This is a genomic window from Chloroherpetonaceae bacterium (assembly GCA_033763895.1).
GTDB lineage: Bacteria > Bacteroidota > Chlorobiia > Chlorobiales > Thermochlorobacteraceae > JANRJQ01.
Genome location: JANRJQ010000011.1, coordinates 68,344 through 86,226, shown reverse-complemented (window position 1 = coordinate 86,226; position 17,883 = coordinate 68,344). Strand labels below are relative to the sequence as shown.

The 17,883-nt window shown below is 38.9% G+C and carries 18 protein-coding genes; 10 read left to right on the top strand and 8 right to left on the bottom strand.

Annotated features, from left to right (window positions below; all coding sequences use genetic code 11):
- Positions 1-60: 60 nt before the first annotated feature.
- From SFU91_12740 to SFU91_12730, 3 genes are read right to left on the bottom strand one after another with little or no spacing between them, the layout of a single operon-like run.
- Positions 61-1,335, bottom strand: a complete 1,275-nt coding sequence (locus SFU91_12740) for a response regulator (GenBank protein MDX2129892.1) — start codon at positions 1,333-1,335, stop codon at positions 61-63.
- A gap of 38 nt (positions 1,336-1,373) precedes the next feature.
- A complete protein-coding gene (locus SFU91_12735) occupies positions 1,374-2,069 on the bottom strand; it encodes a hypothetical protein (GenBank protein ID MDX2129891.1) in 696 nt (231 codons plus the stop codon).
- Positions 2,070-2,107: 38 nt separating this feature from the next.
- A complete protein-coding gene (locus SFU91_12730) occupies positions 2,108-3,328 on the bottom strand; it encodes a DUF6588 family protein (protein MDX2129890.1) in 1,221 nt (406 codons plus the stop codon).
- A 127-nt stretch (positions 3,329-3,455) separates the two neighbouring features.
- Between SFU91_12730 and SFU91_12725 the strand changes: the two genes are divergently transcribed.
- The 4 genes from SFU91_12725 (at position 3,456) to SFU91_12710 (ending at position 6,929) form a co-directional block, all read left to right on the top strand.
- Positions 3,456-4,202, top strand: a complete 747-nt coding sequence (locus SFU91_12725; GenBank protein MDX2129889.1) for a response regulator — start codon at positions 3,456-3,458, stop codon at positions 4,200-4,202.
- A gap of 159 nt (positions 4,203-4,361) precedes the next feature.
- Positions 4,362-4,829, top strand: coding sequence for a single-stranded DNA-binding protein (locus SFU91_12720; protein MDX2129888.1), 468 nt, complete (start codon positions 4,362-4,364; stop codon positions 4,827-4,829).
- A gap of 73 nt (positions 4,830-4,902) precedes the next feature.
- The gene (locus SFU91_12715) at positions 4,903-6,252 is read left to right on the top strand and encodes a hemolysin family protein (GenBank protein ID MDX2129887.1); all 1,350 of its coding nucleotides are present in this window, start codon (positions 4,903-4,905) and stop codon (positions 6,250-6,252) included.
- Between the two features lie 449 nt (positions 6,253-6,701).
- Positions 6,702-6,929: a hypothetical protein gene (locus tag SFU91_12710; GenBank protein MDX2129886.1), complete on the top strand. Its 228-nt coding sequence runs from the start codon at positions 6,702-6,704 to the stop codon at positions 6,927-6,929.
- A gap of 12 nt (positions 6,930-6,941) precedes the next feature.
- Here SFU91_12710 and SFU91_12705 read toward each other — a convergent pair whose 3' ends face one another.
- Positions 6,942-7,406: a hypothetical protein gene (locus SFU91_12705; protein ID MDX2129885.1), complete on the bottom strand. Its 465-nt coding sequence runs from the start codon at positions 7,404-7,406 to the stop codon at positions 6,942-6,944.
- A gap of 86 nt (positions 7,407-7,492) precedes the next feature.
- Here SFU91_12705 and SFU91_12700 point away from each other — a divergent pair, with 86 nt between their 5' ends.
- The 4 genes from SFU91_12700 (at position 7,493) to chlG (ending at position 12,200) form a co-directional block, all read left to right on the top strand.
- Complete coding sequence (locus SFU91_12700; GenBank protein MDX2129884.1) at positions 7,493-9,220, top strand: ATP-binding protein; 1,728 nt, start codon at positions 7,493-7,495, stop codon at positions 9,218-9,220.
- 86 nt (positions 9,221-9,306) lie between these two features.
- Complete coding sequence (locus SFU91_12695) at positions 9,307-10,173, top strand: response regulator (GenBank protein ID MDX2129883.1); 867 nt, start codon at positions 9,307-9,309, stop codon at positions 10,171-10,173.
- A 12-nt stretch (positions 10,174-10,185) separates the two neighbouring features.
- Complete coding sequence (gene nuoH / locus SFU91_12690; GenBank protein MDX2129882.1) at positions 10,186-11,202, top strand: NADH-quinone oxidoreductase subunit NuoH; 1,017 nt, start codon at positions 10,186-10,188, stop codon at positions 11,200-11,202.
- Between the two features lie 11 nt (positions 11,203-11,213).
- Positions 11,214-12,200: a chlorophyll synthase ChlG gene (gene chlG, locus SFU91_12685; GenBank protein MDX2129881.1), complete on the top strand. Its 987-nt coding sequence runs from the start codon at positions 11,214-11,216 to the stop codon at positions 12,198-12,200.
- Between the two features lie 3 nt (positions 12,201-12,203).
- Here the strand turns inward: chlG and hemG are convergent, their stop codons facing one another.
- Together hemG and SFU91_12675 are read right to left on the bottom strand one after the other, a co-directional pair.
- Entirely contained in the window at positions 12,204-13,577 is a 1,374-nt protein-coding gene (gene hemG / locus SFU91_12680) for a protoporphyrinogen oxidase (GenBank protein ID MDX2129880.1), read from the bottom strand.
- Between the two features lie 102 nt (positions 13,578-13,679).
- Positions 13,680-15,194: an FAD-binding oxidoreductase gene (locus SFU91_12675; protein ID MDX2129879.1), complete on the bottom strand. Its 1,515-nt coding sequence runs from the start codon at positions 15,192-15,194 to the stop codon at positions 13,680-13,682.
- Between the two features lie 473 nt (positions 15,195-15,667).
- On the opposite strand from SFU91_12675, the gene SFU91_12670 reads away from it, so the two are divergent.
- On the top strand, positions 15,668-15,850 hold the full coding sequence (locus tag SFU91_12670) for a hypothetical protein (protein MDX2129878.1): 183 nt from the start codon (positions 15,668-15,670) through the stop codon (positions 15,848-15,850).
- Positions 15,851-15,855: 5 nt separating this feature from the next.
- Complete coding sequence (locus tag SFU91_12665) at positions 15,856-16,551, top strand: response regulator transcription factor (protein ID MDX2129877.1); 696 nt, start codon at positions 15,856-15,858, stop codon at positions 16,549-16,551.
- Between the two features lie 82 nt (positions 16,552-16,633).
- On the opposite strand, the gene SFU91_12660 is transcribed toward SFU91_12665, so the two are convergent.
- Together SFU91_12660 and SFU91_12655 are read right to left on the bottom strand one after the other, a co-directional pair.
- On the bottom strand, positions 16,634-17,581 hold the full coding sequence (locus SFU91_12660; protein MDX2129876.1) for an LD-carboxypeptidase: 948 nt from the start codon (positions 17,579-17,581) through the stop codon (positions 16,634-16,636).
- Between the two features lie 25 nt (positions 17,582-17,606).
- Positions 17,607-17,873: a F0F1 ATP synthase subunit epsilon gene (locus SFU91_12655; GenBank protein MDX2129875.1), complete on the bottom strand. Its 267-nt coding sequence runs from the start codon at positions 17,871-17,873 to the stop codon at positions 17,607-17,609.
- Between the last annotated feature and the right edge of the window lie 10 nt (positions 17,874-17,883).

Genomic DNA, 17,883 nt, shown 5'->3' with positions numbered 1-17,883 from the left:
AAACACCAATTTGAATAACCTTATGATAAGCCTTAAATAAGTTTTGAGTGTTGATCAGATTTAACCTTTCACTCGTGAAGCGATAATCGGCGGCAATGGCGCATCAAGCAATTTTTGAAATGCCGCTTCGGCTTGCTTGACAACGCGCTTTGCCTCAGTGTGGCGGTTTTGAAGTATAAGTGAATCGATTAGGAGAAGGTAGGCAGGCTCAAATAAAGCATCAAGGGAAATCATTTTTCTCGCATAGAGCGCGGCTTCATCAAATTGACTGGCTTTTTTTGAATATTCACCTAAATTGGACAAAGCGGTTAGCGCCGTGTCGCGAAGTTTTTCGCGGTTAAACGAACTCCATTCATCGGCTACATTATTGGCTAAAAAATCATCACTGTAAATTTCTACTGCTTGTTGAAATAACGCATTATTTTTTTCATTTCTGGCTTGCTTAATTAGCTTTTCGAAATGCTCAATGTCATAAAAATAATCAGTTCCGAATTCACCAAAATTGAGCTCATAGCCATTTTCATGACTTATAATATATTTTGATTTTCTCCCTGACTTCAACTCGGGTTCTAATAATCTCCTGATAAATGAAATCGCTGTAAATACCATTACTTCGGCACTTCTGAAGGAAGCACCTTTTCTTAAAGACTCGATGAGCGACTCTGTGGTCACCACTTTTTTATGATTCATTAGCAATATCTTCATCACACCGCCGTTCATAGCATTTTGCCAATCCCGTTCAATAATCTCCCGACCATTTATCATAATTCTCAAAGGGCCAAAAGCCTGCACGTGAATAGGAAGAGATTCGTTGAGATATCCTTTCTTTTTGGAATCCCTCTTCTTGTCTTCTCCATTCTTATTCAGATTAGTTTCAACCCGCCGTGCTGCCGCTTCAAGAACATTGAGAAGTGTGTGAATCGATAGCGGCTTTGGTACAAAATCAGATGCGCCAACACGAAGCGCTTCAATAACCACATTCATATCACCCTCACCTGTAATGAAAATGATCTCTGCTTCCGGGTTTTTTTTCCGAAGGGTTTTTAACAAACTAAACCCATCTAAGTCCGGAAGGTTAATGTCAACCAAAGAGATATGCGGTTTATTTCGATCGAATTCTTTGATTGCATCTTTCGCTGTTCCGGCTGTTGACGGCATATACCCAGAAAGCGCCAAATTTTGAGAGAGTGTTTTCCGAATGAGTTGATCATCATCGACAATTAACACACGGTATCCATTTGGCTCATTGGGTTCGATGCCTATCATCGATTCCCTTTCTAAATTCTTTTCAGAATTCTTCTTGGCTGAAGGTTTTTTTAACAAGGGTCTTTTCATAATCTGGTGGATTAAAAAACTACGACTTGATTTAGCGTTTATTCTTCAAAAATAATGATCAATTTACAATGCCCATCATCAACCACAACTTCATTTTTTTTATTCATGTCTCTAAGTATTCCAATTTCTTGAATCATTTGAGTAAAAATCGCCGAAGAATTTCCAAATCTGTTGCATTTCAAACTGACACGAACATCTTTCTGGAATTGCTTTGTTACAATCTTAACTCGAATCGCCGTGTTCACTTTCGATGTGGGGTGTAAATATTGTTCAGTTATCGCAATAAGTAAAAATGCCCACATCCGATACATCTTTTCAGGAAGACATTCAAGAATGATTTCTTTTTTACATTCGAATGTTACTTGAACTTTATGCTTTCTTAGAAAAGTTTGAAATAATTCAAATACCGCTTCAAATGATTTTTGCAATGAGATTCTTTCTGCTCTCATTTCACTTGAAGTAAAGTAATCTAGAACTTGAACTGAACGCTTATACCGAAGTTCTGCCTCCTTCATTTGTACGGAAAGATCTAAAAGCTCTCGTTTTATATCCGTTGCTTTCCGATGTTCAACTTGCTGAGCAATCAATGAAAGACTTGAAGCCGTGAACCCAAAAGCCGTTATGGCTTGATTAAATTCATGAATTGAAGAACGGAGAGCCGGCTTCAGCCAATCTCTTGGTTGAGACTTTCCGGCATTTGAATTCAATTTTCTTTTTGGTCTTTTTTCCTTCATTGTCTTTTTCGTTATAAAGCGGCTAGTCTCACGTCCTTTTACTTTTCAAAACTCAAATTGGCCATTATTCCTGCTGTGATTGAATTGGTGTTGGCAAAATTATAGTCAACATGAATACTCATTAATAGAAATCGAATACTAAGTCCCACAGTCCATCGTTGAGTATTTCCTCCATCCACTTCAAAAAACACCGGAACCTTAAGCGGCTGCGCTTGAAATGGAACATCAGTTTCGAAATCGTATCCAAATTCGGTCTTGGCTGTTTCTCTTAAATACCCAACATAAGGCACAATATTGAAAAGCGTCATTCCAAATGCCTTGCTAATCATTCCTCCGTAGGCTGTCGATGTCGCCTTTAAGCGCACCGTTCCTGAAGTGACTGCAGAATTTGATTCAAAGGTGATTTTTTGAGTAAAGTAACCAACAGAAATTTCAAATGGAAGGTTAACCCCTAAGGGCGTCAGCCAAACGGCCGGATTATGTTGAAAGCCGTATCCTAACATATCATATTTACCTAATGCTTCTACCCCTTTGATTTGTGGGATATAACGTACAGTGACTTGTGTTCCTAATATTGTTCCAATGGAAACTTGTGGTAAAACTAATGGAAGGCGATTGAACGGTAAATCATTGGGTGAAAGAACACCGCCAAAAGGAAGCGGGATAGTTGATCCTCCAAGTGAAACGGTTGAATCCTTTCTCTGATTGGTTAATGGATCGCGATATGAAATGGTCACCGGTCTTCCTGATAAAGTGATTTTCAAGGAATCATTCTTATCACCAAAAATTGTAGCACCTGAAAAGCCAATGTTAAATGTTTGTCTTGCAATGCTCACCAAGGCAGAGTCAAAAAATTCTCTTTGAAAAGAAGATTGAAAATCAGTCCCTGAGGGCCGACTTAATCCTGATCCTGTTAAAATTGTCGCAGTTTGAATCGAGTCAAAACGAAAAGTACCCGCGGCAGAAAAACGGCGATCGATGTCACGAATGTCGGAGAGCATTCCAACCGCGCCGATTTCAAGAGTGAATCCTAAAAACTTTGCTTGTGGCGATCGGTCGAACCAAGCTCCGTTCAAATTCACGCCTAGGTTTTTTGCAACCGGTCCTGCATATGCCTTTGCGCCATCATTGCTTAATTGAGGTAATACTTCACCAATCGTTTTTGCTTCTTGTGCATGAAGCGATAAATTCAAGGCTGTGAAAAAGAATAAAAATAGAATGAAGGTGCAGTATTTGCGATTGGTAACGATTTCTCTCATAATATATGGTTTAGATTTATGTTCAATCAATACCATTTAAAGTAGTCTTTTTTATCATAAAGCAAGTTTAATTCCATCACACCAAACTGACTTTTTCTGAAAGTTCTTCTTCAATAAATCAAAACTTATGCTTCGCTGTCTTATTGTTGACGATGAACACTTGGCCCGTGAGCGCTTTATCTCGCTCTTAAAGAAAACAGATTTCGAGATTCAAGTCGTTGCAGAGGCAAAAAATGGATCAGAAGCCATTGAACTTATTGCCGCGCATTCTCCTGACCTCATTTTTCTTGACATTCAAATGCCCGGAATGTCGGGCTTCGACGTTTTAGACTTGCTTCCCAAGCCCCTTCCAATGGTAATTTTTGTTACTGCTTTTGATGAATTCGCAATCAAAGCTTTTGAGATTCACGCCATTGATTATTTAACGAAACCCGTCCGATTAGAGCGACTCATTGATTCATTAAATCACGTTTTCGAAAAAATCGCCTCGAAAGAAAATCCCATTCAACTTGAACAATTAAAAAAATCAAGAGAAAACTCCCCGCTTTCAAGGCTTAGTGTTTCGGTAGGAACCAAATTAAAGGTGATTCATCTTGCGGAAGTCATTCGAATCGAAGCCGAGGACAAATTGGTTTATGTCTATTTGAAAGAAGGTAAATTTAGAACAGACTTTACACTGGACGAATTGGAACTTCGGCTTCAAAGCTCCGATTTCTTAAGGGTTCATCGGAGTCATATTGTTCAAATCAATAGCGTCTCTGAATTGATTCCTTGGTTTAATGGAAACATGATGCTAAAACTTTCGGATGGTTCTCAAATTCCAATTGCACGCCGAAGAACCGCTTTCGTTAAAAGTATTTTTGAAGGGAAATAAAACATCCTTCAATTATTCCTTTTGATTAAATCAGGAGATAGTTCTGCGAGTCAATTTGGATGAATGCACTTCAAATTGTTATTTTAATTTGTTACAATTAATTTTTTTTGATAATTACATTAATCTTTTTCCACTTTTAATCCTCTTTCAAAATCAATTATGGCGCGAGACCTGAATAAAGTAATGCTCATCGGCCGCTTAGGCGCCGATCCTGAAACACGAGTCACCCCGAGTGGCTCAACTGTCGTTAATTTCAATATCGCCACCGGAGACAGTTACAAGGATAAAAACGGTCAAACCGTTGAAAAAACTGAGTGGCACCGGATTGTGGTGTGGGATAAACTCGCTGAAATTTGTAAGCAATATCTTACCAAAGGCAAACAAGTTTATATTGAGGGTAAACTTCAAACCCGCTCGTGGGACGATAAAGAGACCGGAAAAAAGAACTACATGACCGAAATCGTTTGTACAGATATGCAAATGTTAGGCGGTATGGGCGGATCAAGCCAACGAGAGTCCTCATCAATGTCTTCGCCGGACGAAGGATTTTCAAAATCATCTTCAAAACCGAAATTTAATCCGGATGATGTTCCACTGGCTCCCGATAAAGATGATCTCCCATTCTGAAGCATTATTTTTTGTGCCAAAATCTAAAAAGGTCACTTTGAATCGTGGCCTCCATTTGGCTAATTAAACGGAGATAACCATCGAAATTATTCTGCAAAACACGCTGATATTATGGGCGGTACCTTTACTACTTGTTTTATCAGCGTTTTTTTCGGGTTCTGAAGTTGCCCTTTTTTCGCTCACCCAAGAAAATCTCAAAATTCGCCTTCGCGAATCCCCTGAAGATCGCTCCCGAATCGAAATGCTTTTGGATATGCAACAAAATCCAAAGAGAATTTTGGTTACACTTTTAATTGGCAATACACTTGTTAATGTCGGTATTTCTGTCATAATGGCAAGTTTTACCCATTCCTTGATTCAGTACTACACGCTTTCTCCCGTAGCCGCATATCTGACGGATATCTTAGGAGTCACCTTTATTATTTTAGTTTTTGGAGAAATCGTCCCAAAAGTTGTTGCCGTTAAGCATTCAGAACGATTCGCAATGATTTCAGCACGAGGCGTTTTGTTTTTTCAAATCTTATTTTATCCTCTTTCAGAAACCGTTTTACTTCTCACCTCTTTTGTTGAAGGGTTTATACTTCGAATTCGCGGCGCTGAGATTCTTGCCGAAAAAACACTCTCAGAGGATGATATAGAAACCATCGCAAAAATTGGCCTTGAACGAACAAACCTTGAAGATACTGAGAAAGAACTCCTAACAAACTTGCTCGATTTTCGCGAAAGGCAAGTCCGTAAAATCATGACGCCAAGAACAGAAATCGTAGCAATCAGTGTTGAAGATTCACTTGCTGAAACGCTTGATATCATTATCGAGCAAAAGCGATCTCGCCTTCCCTTATATGATGGCAATTTGGATAACATCGTTGGGGTTGTGTATGCAAAAGATCTCATTAAGTTTTTGAATTCAAGAAAGAAATTCACTAAAGACGATTGGTTGAAAATTGCACGACAGCCCATTTTTGTCCCCGAAACGCAGCATCTCGACGATGTATTACGAGAGTTCCAAAAACGGAGAATGCACTTGGCAATTGTTGTTGATGAATATGGCGGTACGGCCGGTCTTTTAACACTTGAAGATGTAATACTGACCATCATCGGCGAGGGTGACTTTTCCCCAAATTCACAATCCGCATCACATAAACTTATGCCAGACGGCGCTTTCTGGCTCGATGCATCACTGTCTATCTCAGAAGCAAATGAACTGATCGGAAAATCAGTTTTTCTTGAAGAAGCGGAGGATCAAAGCGGAGACTATACCACCGTAGGAGGACTTGTTTTACATCTTGCCGAAGATATTCCCGACGAAAAATCGAAAATTGATTACCAAAATTATGAAATCGAGATTGAAAAGGTAGAAGGAAATAGAATCGTTAGTATTCTATTGCGCCAAAAAAACAATGCCCCCAACGAAACGGCTTAACATCTTATGCCGATATTTCAAAAATGAAAAAAATCGCCTCTTCCCCTTTTTATTTCACTTTGCCATCCCTTATTCAATTGATTTTTTTGTGTGAATTCTTTTACCCTCATATTCTTCAATCTCAAACTTTTAAGATTAACAATTCAATTGATTTTTCAAGTCAATGGCGAATTCAATTTGCTAACAACCGCTCCTCGAATGATTTCATTGAACAAACCAACAGTGAATTTTCTTCATTAAACATATTTTTAACTCCTGTTTTCACTTCTTCTTCAACTCACTCATTTCATTTTTCACAACAGTCTCCCCTGATCTCCTCAACGCCTACTTTGGACTCAAATTCAATCTCAGTAATAAGTATTTTTCGGCAACCAAACATAAGCTCACTAAAAGTTACCCTTTCACAAAATGAACAATGGCTGGGCACTGATAAATTAAAGCACTTTGGCTTGAGTTTTTTGATGACGCTTGCGGGATATTACTCTGCAAAATCAGCATTATCATTACCAAATAACGATGCGATGCTTCCTTCCGCTGGCGCAACCTTAATGATTGGCTTTGGAAAAGAAATTGCCGATGATTTATCTCCCACAAATATTTTTAGTCTTAAAGATCTTTTTGCCGATATTCTTGGAATTTTATCTGCGATTCTCATTCTTTCCATAATTCACCCATAAATTGAAACTCATTTATTCAAATTGTACATCCCCATAAGTAATTAGCGCCCCGCTTCCATCATAGAAACGCAGCCTAAAAATCTTTCCCTTGAGTTCTGCAAGATTTCCTGTTGCGCTTAAAGATTGCAAATTGAAGGTGTAAAATTGTGTCCCAAAACTTGGCGTATTAAATGATCCAACGAGAACCGGTGTATTTGCAGTAGAAGTAGATAAAATATCTAAACGAATAGGAGAAGGAAGTGAATACCGAATCCCTATACTAACAATTCCATTTGAAGTTGGATTTGGATAAAGTGGGTCTAGACTGATAAAGCCGTTAAAGTTTCTCTGTATTCTCCAATCGTCGGGGTCTTGTTGCAGAACCCTCCCTTGTGCATCCGTTCTAGTGATGCCGCTTACCTCAGAAGTAATTTCGTTGGAAGCAGGTGAAGCACACCCATTAATCAGAAAAATTAGATAAAATAATTTGTATGTCATTTGTCAGTAAGTTGATGCTAATTCGTGAAGTTTTTTCATTTAAGACCTTCTTAAAAATATCCCTTTCTTATATTAGAAATCTAAAAATGAGCATAACTGGATTATCAAAACGAACGCTTTTTAGCGCAATTGAGTCTCAGCATATCGCTCCTCTTTTCAAGATTAAAACAATTGATACCACTATGACTGACTTCAAGAAACTCAAAAAGACCCTCAAAAAAGCACTCAAAGCCGTTGAACAAATGGAAATGATTGATATGATGATGCGCTTTCAATCTGTAGGACAGCTTCCGACAGGTGGGCTCAATTATTTAATGTCCGATTTCCAAAATGCGCTAAATCAATTTCAACAACAGTTAGGTCAAGGCTCAAATTTATCTGAAGGTACCAAACCCGCGCAAATTTCCGGGGGTTCATCTGCCCCACCCCCAATGAATTATGATGAATGGTTGCAAAAACTTGCAAGCCGAAGTGGGTCGCCCGCGACTTCTGCTCCAACGGCACAACCTTCAGCACCTTCTTTAAATTCTGCAAACGCCGATGACGCGGTTCGTCAAAGTGAATCTCGACTCAGAACCATTATTGATGCAACGCCTCTTGGAATTTGTATCACAAATGAAAGTTGTGTTCTTGAATATGTCAACAAAGCTTATAGTGATATTTACGGATATTCCGCTCAGGAATTGATTGGGCAACCCTTCACGAAAATTGTACCATCCGATAAACGTGATTTTTGGATTGATTTACATCAAAAGTACCTCGATGGCTATAAAGAAGTTCGTGGGGAATGGCAAACCGTTCACAAAACTGGAAAGCCGCTCTATATTCTTGCAGATGCAGCACGGATTGTCGGTTCGGACGGTAAGCGCAAAAAGGTGACCTTCGTAATGGAAATCACTGAAATGATGAGCCTAAAAGAGAATGCACGAAATACCGAAGTTCAACTGATGCAAGCAGAAAAAATGTCATCCTTAGGACAAATGGTTGCCGGCTTAGCTCATGAAATGAATACACCACTCGGATTTATACGTAATAATGTTGATCTTTTAGAAACTAAAAATAGAGAAGTCAAAGATTTGGTTGCTGCGTATGATAAACTTCGCGGTCAAATTATGTATGGAAGCCCAAGTGATGTTGCAATGATGCTTTCGCAAATTGATTCGCTCTCCCAAAAAGTTAAAAATCGCGTTTATAATGAATCAGAAAATCTATTTAAGAGTACCCTTGAAGGGATTGACCGAATTCAAGATTTGATTATCAATCTTAAAAATTTCTCTCGGTTAGATGAAGCAACCTTCAAACTAACAAACATTAATGATTCGTTAGAATCAACCTTGAAAATTGCGGGTCACTTGTTCAAAGGCGGAATTTCCATTGAAAAGCACTTTTCATCAATCCCTGATGTAATGTGCTTTCCGGCTCAAATGAATCAGGTTTTTCTCAATTTGGTGACCAATGCTGTTCAAGCCGTTGATGAAAGATCCGGTCGAATCATCATTAAAACGGCTCACCAAGCGGATAAAGTGATAATAAAAATCGCTGATAATGGCGTTGGAATTCCACCCGAAAACCTTAAAAAGATTTTTGAACCTTTCTTTACCACAAAGGAAGTAGGCAAAGGAACCGGTCTAGGCTTATCCATTGTTTTCAAAATTATTGAAAAACATAAGGGCACAATTCATGTTCAAAGCGCGCCGGGTAAAGGCACGGAATTCACAATTGAACTTCCTGTGGCCAACTCAGCCAATCAAACGACAGCATCATCAATCAAACCATTAGCAAATTCTGATTTCGATTCTCCTTTTGCCGAGTAAAGAGAAATGCCCTGTTCAGCATACAATCTGAATAGGGCGTTGCCTTCTCAGTACTTTTTAGATCATCACCACTTTACTGTCTGTATATGAAAGATCACAAAATTCTGTTTCTTGATGACGAACCATTAATTCTTCAATCGCTTGAATTGCTCTTTGATGATTATGATGTATCCACTGCAACACGTGGTGAAGATGCTATTGCAAAACTTAAAACCCATTCGTTTTCGGTTATCGTCAGTGATCAACGTATGCCTTCAATGACAGGCGTTGAAGTTCTAAGAGAGGTTAAAAACCTATCTCCAAATACGATTCGCATTTTAATGACAGGATATGCCGATTTGGATGCGGTTGTTCAATCGGTGAATGTCGGCGAAATATTCCGATATATCAATAAACCTTGGCAGTCCGATAAACTGCGAGAAACCGTTCGATATGCTTGTTCTATTTATAGCCAAAGAACTATGATGAGTACAAATCGTAGCATCCCTGCGGCTTCGGTTTTAGTTCCTCCAATATCCTCCCTGAATCAAGATCTAAAATCTGAGTTTGAACTTATTTTTATTGATAATAATCCCGCTCACTTAAGAGCTTATCATGATTTCTTTTCATCGAAATATACTTGCCGTATTACCTCATCCCCGGAAGAAGCCTTTCAGTGGCTTCAAACCCATTCAATTGCAGTTGTAATCAGTGATATGAATGCTGGAGAAATGGATGGTTCTGATTTTTTAATTTCAGTTAAAAATACATTCCCAAATGTAGTCACTGTTTTAATGACTTCGGCTAAAGATGCCTCTCTTGCAATAAGAATGATAAATGAAGGAAATATTTACCGATATTTGCTTAAACCTTTTCCAAGAGAATCATTGAGGCTCACGATTGAATCAGCAGTTATTCATTATAAAATTCATCGTGATACGCCTATTGTTCCCTTGCGTTTTCCGAAGCGATAATTTTTTTGAAGTATGATTAATGAATTTTTCTTGACGCTTACATTCTTAGACCGGTTAATGGTTTTAGGAATTGTTCTCTTTGTTTTGCTTACCTCGGTTGCATATACCGTTTACGCTGAACGCCGAATTGCTGCGCTGATTCAACACCGTATCGGGCCGAATCGTGTTGGGCCGGCAGGTCTGCTTCAACCGATTGCAGATGTGGTGAAGTTGCTATTCAAAGAGGATATTGTTCCCGCCACTTCCAATCATTTTTTTCATTTACTTGCCCCTATGATTTCGCTTTTTGCTGCCCTAACAACCATTGCCGTTGTTCCTTTTTCAAAAGGCGTTTCGATTGCAGATATCGGTGTTGGGATGCTCTACATCCTTGCCATCACTTCTTTAGGAGTGTATGGAATAACCATTTCAGGATGGTCTTCAAATTCGAAGTACTCCCTTCTCGGAGGACTTCGCTCTTCTGCACAAATGATTAGTTACGAGGTATCAATGGGGCTTGCCGTAGTGAGCGTGGTGGTGCTTTCAAATTCGCTTTCATTGCTTGATATCGTTGAGTCTCAAACAGCCAATCCGCTTCTTTGGAATTGCAGCCGCAATTTCCTCGGTTTTATTGTTTTTACGGTTGCTGCATTTGCGGAAACTAACCGCGCACCTTTTGATTTACCCGAAGCAGAGCAAGAACTTGTCGGTGGATACCATACCGAGTACTCGTCAATGAAATTTGCGCTTTTCTTTTTGGCTGAATATGCCAATATGATTGTTGCTTCAGCCGTCATCTCTACTTTATTTCTCGGAGGATATCAAGTTCCATTTTGGAGTGATGCACCGTGGTATCTTCAAACTGCCGCTTTTGTGACTAAAACCTTATTCATGATTTTCGTTTTTATTTGGGTTCGATGGACAATCCCACGATTCAAATACAATCAATTGATGGATTTAGGTTGGAAAAAACTTTTTCCACTTGCACTATTTAATCTACTCTTCATTTCTGCGGCTGTCCTTATCTATGATTCACTTACAAGTCATTAATTTGTAAGACAATGCCCGAAGTAAATGATTCCAGCCCCCTTCAGGGATCCTCTTCCAATTCCTTTGAATCCCGCTTGTCCGATGCCTCTGGTATTCGGAGAGACAAAGGCGATACCGAACGTCGAAAGCAAAAACCAATTGCTTTGCTGCTTAAATTCCTAAAGCCTATCACTTGGATTCCAGTGATTTGGAGTTTTGTGTGCGGCTCTGTTGCAAGTGGATTATTCACTTGGGTTAACCTTGCTGACTGGAAATTTTGGTTAGGTGTTTTACTTACCGGACCCTTAGTAACGGGCACTTGCCAGATGCTGAATGATTTTTTTGATAGGCACATTGATCAGATTAATGAACCTACTCGACCATTACCGGCTGGCGATATCTCCCTTACTAATGCGGTTTTACTTATCGCTGTATGGTCTCTCCTTTCCATCTTTGCTGCTTGGCTAATTCATCCGTTCGTTGTCACTCACTCGATTCTCGGAATTATCAATGCGCATTTGTACAGTGCAGAGCCAATAAAACTTAAAAAGCGTTTATGGTGGGGCAATATCATTGTCGCCTTCTCTTACTTGGTTTTTCCTTGGCTCGCGGGTGAAGTTGCTTATCGAGGTGAAATTACTTTGCCTTCCATATTGATATCTCTTTTTTACGCGATTGCCAGTACAGGCACAATGACTGTAAATGATTTTAAATCGACTGAAGGAGATATTCGAGTTGGGATCATGACTTTGCCCGTTGTTTTTGGAGAAAAAAAAGCCGCTGTTATCGCATCAATTCTAATTAATGTAGGACAGGTAATGGCAGCGCTTTATCTTTTATTTCTTGGCTTTCCTATTCATGCAATGCTGGTCTTTTTTATGATTTTACCTCAAATTTTCCTTCAAATTAAATTCGTTGAAAACCCGAAAGAGCGCGATGTGTGGTATAATGCAATTGCTCAAAATTTTCTTGTTGGCGGAATGTTTATATCTGCTTTAGCAATTGCTTCTCAACATTAACTTTTATGAGTGGATTACTTTTTTTTCGCTTGATGAATTGAATTTGGCAACTGCTTTATTTGCTGTTCTGATGGCCTCTGCTATCGCATCAGGAACTGAAATTGCACCCTTCCAATTTCCACAAAAGTAAATTCCTTGATAGTCTTCTTCGAATTTTTCGACTTCTTGTAGGGTTTCACGATAACCCACGGTGTATTGTGGTATCGCTTCTCTCCATTGAATACTTTCAGTTTCTTTGGGCTTTGCAGCAAACCCCAATATTCTTTGAAGTTCAGTTAAGGCCAACATTTCTAACTCATCCTTTGCAAGTAAGGCCAAATGCGGCTGCCGTGAGCCTCCAATAAAGACAGATATAACTGTGTTTGAATATCTCTCAGGAAATACATGAGAGTTAAATACCGCTCCTAATATTTTCGCATTTTCATTTTCAGGAATTAAAAATCCAAATCCTTTTTGAGGTGTAAATTCAATTGGATTAAATGAGAAGAAAACTTGTGCAACGGGAACTGTGGCTGTTTGTGATAGTTTTCTTAAATGCACTTCTTTTCCAAAAAGCGATGCCGCTTCTTTTGCCGGTGTTGCAATAATTAAACTCTCTAAATCAATTTGCTTGCTTTTGCCCGCTGCGCCATAATGTAGGGTGTAATACTTTGAGTGGAGATCAATTTTTGATACCGTTTGATGCAATTGAATAGAGTCTCCTAAATCTTCCCCCAGCCGTTCGATAATTCGGTAAATCCCATTATCAAACGAAATCATTTTGCCACTGTATCTCTTTTCGATAAACTTTTGCTTTTTTGCATCTTGGATAAAACCCTTTATGATGCTTCCATACTCACGCTCCAGTGTTTTCAAACGCTTGAAAAGACCTGCCTCAACACTTAATTCTTCCGGTCTTGAGGCATAAGTACCAGCAACAAAAGGATTGATAACAAGTTCAACCAGTTCTTTGCTAAATCGCCTTTTAAAAAAACCAGCAACGCTCTCTTCTTCAGATACTGGCTTCTTAAAGGGTTCAGTTAATATTTTCAGTTTGGTAGAAATCGAAAAAAAATTTCCGAAGAGAAAGGAAAGTGGATTGGTTGGTAATGCTTTTAATTTCCCTTTTGATAAAATAAATCGCGTTGCTGCGCTTTCATCAGCTTTTATTTTTGAATTGTTTAATCCTAATCGTTCAATTAAATCAACGAACTCATTGTTGTTCTCAATAACCGTATTTGGGCCAACATCATACGCGTATTTATTTTTCTTTATTGTGTGAATCTTTCCGCCTAAATGCTCTGAGCTTTCAAAGAGTATAACCTCAAAGCCGGCGCTTTTAAGTTGATACGCCGCCGTAAGTCCCGATATCCCCCCACCAATAATTCCGAAAGTCATTGGCCTGTTCTCCATTATTTTGATATTCTCTGTTTTGTCTATAGAGACATTCCGGTTTATTTTCCTTATCGAAAAATCTGCTGTTCCAAAGTATTAACCCCGTCACCCTAACGAATAAAATCTCTCTGGAATCAAATTCCCAATGTTCATAATTAAATAGGGGTCGAAAGCTTTTTTTAATGCAACCATTTCTTTAATTCCCTCTTCACCGTACATATCTACAAGGAATTCAGATTTTAACTTTCCTACACCGTGCTCAGCAGATATAGTTCCTTTCAATTCAAGGGTCAATTTGATCAAAGTTTTGTAGAGTTCTTTTGCCTTTAGAGCCTCCTCTTGATTTTTTGGTAAAATATTGAGGTGTAGATGTGCGTCACCAATGTGACCAAAAAGAATGTAATCGAAACCCTGATTTTCGCAACCCGTTTTATATGCATTCATTAATTTTGAGAAATTCGCGTAGGGCACTGCCATATCGGTACTGATTTTTCTTTGGCGATACTTCGCATACCACTCATTGACAAGTACAGGAAGCGCATGCCTAAAATCTCTTATCTTCTGTTGTTCATCAGGCGACATCGCGATCCAAGATTCATCGATCATTGCCTCGTGAATTTGCATCAATGAAAACCAATTCTCAAGAAGAGAATTTTCATTACTTGAATTGGTTTCTTGTTCAAAAAAAACTGCGCCTTCAGCTTTCTCAGGAATTTGCGGATACTTCTTTCTTAGAAAATTTAGTGCGTTGCGATCGAAATATTCAACCGCTCTTGCATCAACCTTTTTTTCTCCATCAATTTTTCTTGATTCCTCAACAACTTGTCCAACAAAGCCTAAAAGGTGTTGATCTGAATCGAAGTAAATCAAACCGCTAAAAAGATTATCAGGCTTAGGAAGTAATTTCAATTGTGCTTCAACGATAATTCCAAGCGTTCCTTCAGACCCGATGATAAGATCAATCAAGTCGGTCCGTTTTTCGACAAAATACCCAGCCACATGCTTTGTCGTCTTAGGCATTTCATAATGAGGAACTTGACATACAATTTGTCTTCCATTGTCAGTTTCAAAAGACATAACCCCTCGTTCATCTGAAAAAACTTTTCCTCTTTCAATCGTGAGAAGTTCTCCGGTTGGCAATACGCATTTCAATTGCAATACATATGGCCGTGTTGCGCCATACTTGAAAGTTCGTGCACCTGAAGAGTTATTGGCAATTGTACCGCCAATAAAACAATAGCGCTCAGTAGGGTCAGGCGTATAAATCATTCCTTGCCTTTCAACTTCCGCTTGAAAATCATAAAGCAATACCCCTGTTTGAACCCGAGCAGAGCCACTGCCATCGGGATGTTTCTCTATCGAAATTATTTTATTGAGTTTATCTGTAGCAATGACATAATCGCCATAGGGAATTCTGCCCCCTGTCGTCCCAGTACCATTTCCCGAAAGCGTAATTCGAACCTTCTCACGCGACTTTGCTCGGTTAACGCAATTTTTAGTGATTTCTACCAAATCATTCTCATTTTCAGGGAAATAAACTCCGGCAGCGTATCCATCATAAATGGCACTTGAATCTTCAAGGTAAGATTGTATCTCTGTTGACTCTGTTTTGAAAATCATATTTTTTTTGAATTTGAACTGAAATTTAATTTTTATTTAAGTTCCTCACTACATATTTGTAAGCAATACAAAATTTCTGCTCGCACCCTCACTTTTTTCCACATATGTTTACCCTTTTCTTGCAAATTAAATTTCCGCTCCCTTCCGAAGAAAATGATGAATGCGAATTAATCCAAATGACAAAAGGGCTGATTTTAATTGTTAAGTCTCTAATTTTCTAACATGTTAATAAATATATATTATATTGAGTAGATTGTTATTTATTTTTTTTATTTTCTTCTTCGTTGCTTGAAATAGTAAAAATTGCCGTTATTTCCAGATAAATGAGGAAATCACCTGTTTTTCTTCTTAAATCTTCACTTAACCGTTTGTTAATCTTGAGTTAATGTGTATATTTGCATCGAAATTGATGTTAGATAAAAAAAGACTCAGTTCGTTCTATTTTCTTGAATCAATTTCAAATTAGTTCAATCGTGCCGAAACTCTCCATACAGCAGAGTTTTGCCAAGAGCCTTCCAGTCAGCAAGGAAACAGCGTGGTACGCGATTGGTTCATTATATCATCAGAGAATTCAAGCAGTTCGATTTAATCATCATAGCGAGTTTACATACAGCGTAAGCCCAAAAAGCGTTTTTTATACTCAAACAAACACATAACGATTATGCAAGCGAAAACGATATTAGTAGCGGATGACGAAATGACTTATGCCTCACACTTAAGAACCAATCTTGAGAAAGAAGGCTATAAAGTCATTTGGGTTCAAAGTGCATCCGAAGCAATCAATAAAGTTGGCATTAAGCCTTCTGCACTCATCGTTGATTTAATGCGCCGCGAGCAGGCAGGCTTAGATTTGTGTCGTCAACTTCGGTCAATGCCTGAATCAAAGCATATGCCCATTATTATCCTCACCAGTAGAGATGAGGAATCCGATGAAGTAGTCAGTCTTGAAGTCGGTGCCGATGATTACATTCATAAATCAGCAAGCCCACGGGTTGTGAGTGCAAGACTTCGCAACATTATTCGCCGCTATAACTCACTTCCCATTCAAGCTGAAGAAAGTGAAACCGAAGTTAAAATCGGACCACTTGAAATTGACCGTAAATCCCATACAATTACGCTCGGCGGAAAAAATGTTTTTATGCCACGAAAAGAATTTGAACTTCTTTGGATGCTCGCCACAAATAAAGGAAAGGTATTTTCTCGCGAGATGCTTTTAAGACGCGTTTGGGGTGAAAATATCTTTGTTACCGATCGAACGGTTGATGTGCATGTTTGCAAAGTGCGTCAACGACTCGGAAAATTTGGTCAAGAAAACTTAGAGACCATTAAAGGGGTTGGCTATCGGATCAAGGTCTAATTGTTTTTGGTCACGAATAAAAGGCGGCATTTAATGCCGCTTTTTTTTTACTTGATTTCAATGGCTTGATTTATTTCTAATTTTACTGAATCACAGACTCTTTGAGTTCGAAGTTTATTTTTCCTCGATACGCTTTAATCAAAACTTTAGCACCAATAGGTAAAGTTAATTTCTGACGAATATGACCGTAAGATAAATTTTGAATCGCGGGTTTCCCTTTTCGTAGCATTTTAGCATAATGAGAAATTACTTCATCCATTGATAGAGTTGGCCCATCATCATCGGGTTCACTATCACTAAACTGACCTAATGCAAGGCCATTTAGTTTTTTGAATATTCCTCCATTATACAAATGAGAAAACATTCGATCGATTCGGTAAGGCTCTTCTCCAATATCTTCGAGAAGTAAAATCGCGTTATTGAGTTGTGGCAGAAAAGGGGTTCCGATAAGGCTTGAAACTAAAGAGAAATTGCCACCAATGAGTTTTCCGGTTGATTCACCGGCGATCACAGCTTGCGGTACATGTGCATCAAAGTTTCTTAAGCATCGCGCAGCGACTTTTTCGGTTAACATACTCCAGAAATTTTCTTGTGTGTAGTCATCCGGATGAGCCATATCAGAAGCTATCATCGGCGCTGAAAATGTAATTAGTCCGGTTTTGGTATAAATGGCAAGAGAGAGTGCCGTTATATCAGAGAATCCGGCAAGGATTTTTGGATTTTTTGCGATTACTCGATAGTTGACTAACTGAAGCAGTCGAGGTGTACCATAGCCGCCACGAAGACAGAAAATAGCCTTTACATCTTTATCGGCAAACATCGAATTGATATCATCTGCGCGCTCTTCATCGGTTCCTGCCAAATATCCATAAGTTTTTAGTGTGTTCGCACCGAACTTAACTGAAAACCCAAGCCGCTCAAGAAACTTCACAGCTTGGGTTACTTTTTCTTCCGATGAAACAGGACTAGCAGGGGCGATAACACCGATGACATCCCCGCGTTTCAAACGCTTTGGTTTAATATTTGGCATTTACTCTTCTGAGAGAGAAAAAGAGCTACGCGTTGCCTTCCGTAAGAATTACGGCTTTATTGGCATTGACTTCAAAGAAACCGCCGTCTATTGAAAAACTTTGCTTGGTTTTATCGGTCAATTCGACGGTAACTTCGCCCGAGGTTAAAGAAGATAAATAGGGAGCATGATCTTTTAGGACTTGAAATAAACCGTCGAAACCGGGGGCTGTTACGCTTATTACATCACCGCTGAAAACTTTTTTTGACGGTGAGAGAATTTCAAATTGAAACGGTTGCAACTGTTGAGCCATTTTTTGATTC

Bases quoted from the DNA above. Each gene is read 5' to 3' on its own strand.
- chlG (MDX2129881.1), top strand. From the start codon at position 11,214: ATGCCCGAAGTAAATGATTCCAGCCCCCTTCAGGGATCCTCTTCCAAT.
- SFU91_12705 (MDX2129885.1), bottom strand. From the start codon at position 7,406: ATGACATACAAATTATTTTATCTAATTTTTCTGATTAATGGGTGTGCT.
- SFU91_12740 (MDX2129892.1), bottom strand. From the start codon at position 1,335: ATGAAAAGACCCTTGTTAAAAAAACCTTCAGCCAAGAAGAATTCTGAA.
- SFU91_12665 (MDX2129877.1), top strand. From the start codon at position 15,856: ATGCAAGCGAAAACGATATTAGTAGCGGATGACGAAATGACTTATGCC.
- nuoH (MDX2129882.1), top strand. From the start codon at position 10,186: ATGATTAATGAATTTTTCTTGACGCTTACATTCTTAGACCGGTTAATG.
- SFU91_12735 (MDX2129891.1), bottom strand. From the start codon at position 2,069: ATGAAGGAAAAAAGACCAAAAAGAAAATTGAATTCAAATGCCGGAAAG.
- SFU91_12695 (MDX2129883.1), top strand. From the start codon at position 9,307: ATGAAAGATCACAAAATTCTGTTTCTTGATGACGAACCATTAATTCTT.
- SFU91_12730 (MDX2129890.1), bottom strand. From the start codon at position 3,328: ATGAGAGAAATCGTTACCAATCGCAAATACTGCACCTTCATTCTATTT.
- hemG (MDX2129880.1), bottom strand. From the start codon at position 13,577: ATGACTTTCGGAATTATTGGTGGGGGGATATCGGGACTTACGGCGGCG.
- SFU91_12720 (MDX2129888.1), top strand. From the start codon at position 4,362: ATGGCGCGAGACCTGAATAAAGTAATGCTCATCGGCCGCTTAGGCGCC.
- SFU91_12655 (MDX2129875.1), bottom strand. From the start codon at position 17,873: ATGGCTCAACAGTTGCAACCGTTTCAATTTGAAATTCTCTCACCGTCA.
- SFU91_12675 (MDX2129879.1), bottom strand. From the start codon at position 15,194: ATGATTTTCAAAACAGAGTCAACAGAGATACAATCTTACCTTGAAGAT.
- SFU91_12700 (MDX2129884.1), top strand. From the start codon at position 7,493: ATGAGCATAACTGGATTATCAAAACGAACGCTTTTTAGCGCAATTGAG.
- SFU91_12725 (MDX2129889.1), top strand. From the start codon at position 3,456: ATGCTTCGCTGTCTTATTGTTGACGATGAACACTTGGCCCGTGAGCGC.
- SFU91_12660 (MDX2129876.1), bottom strand. From the start codon at position 17,581: ATGCCAAATATTAAACCAAAGCGTTTGAAACGCGGGGATGTCATCGGT.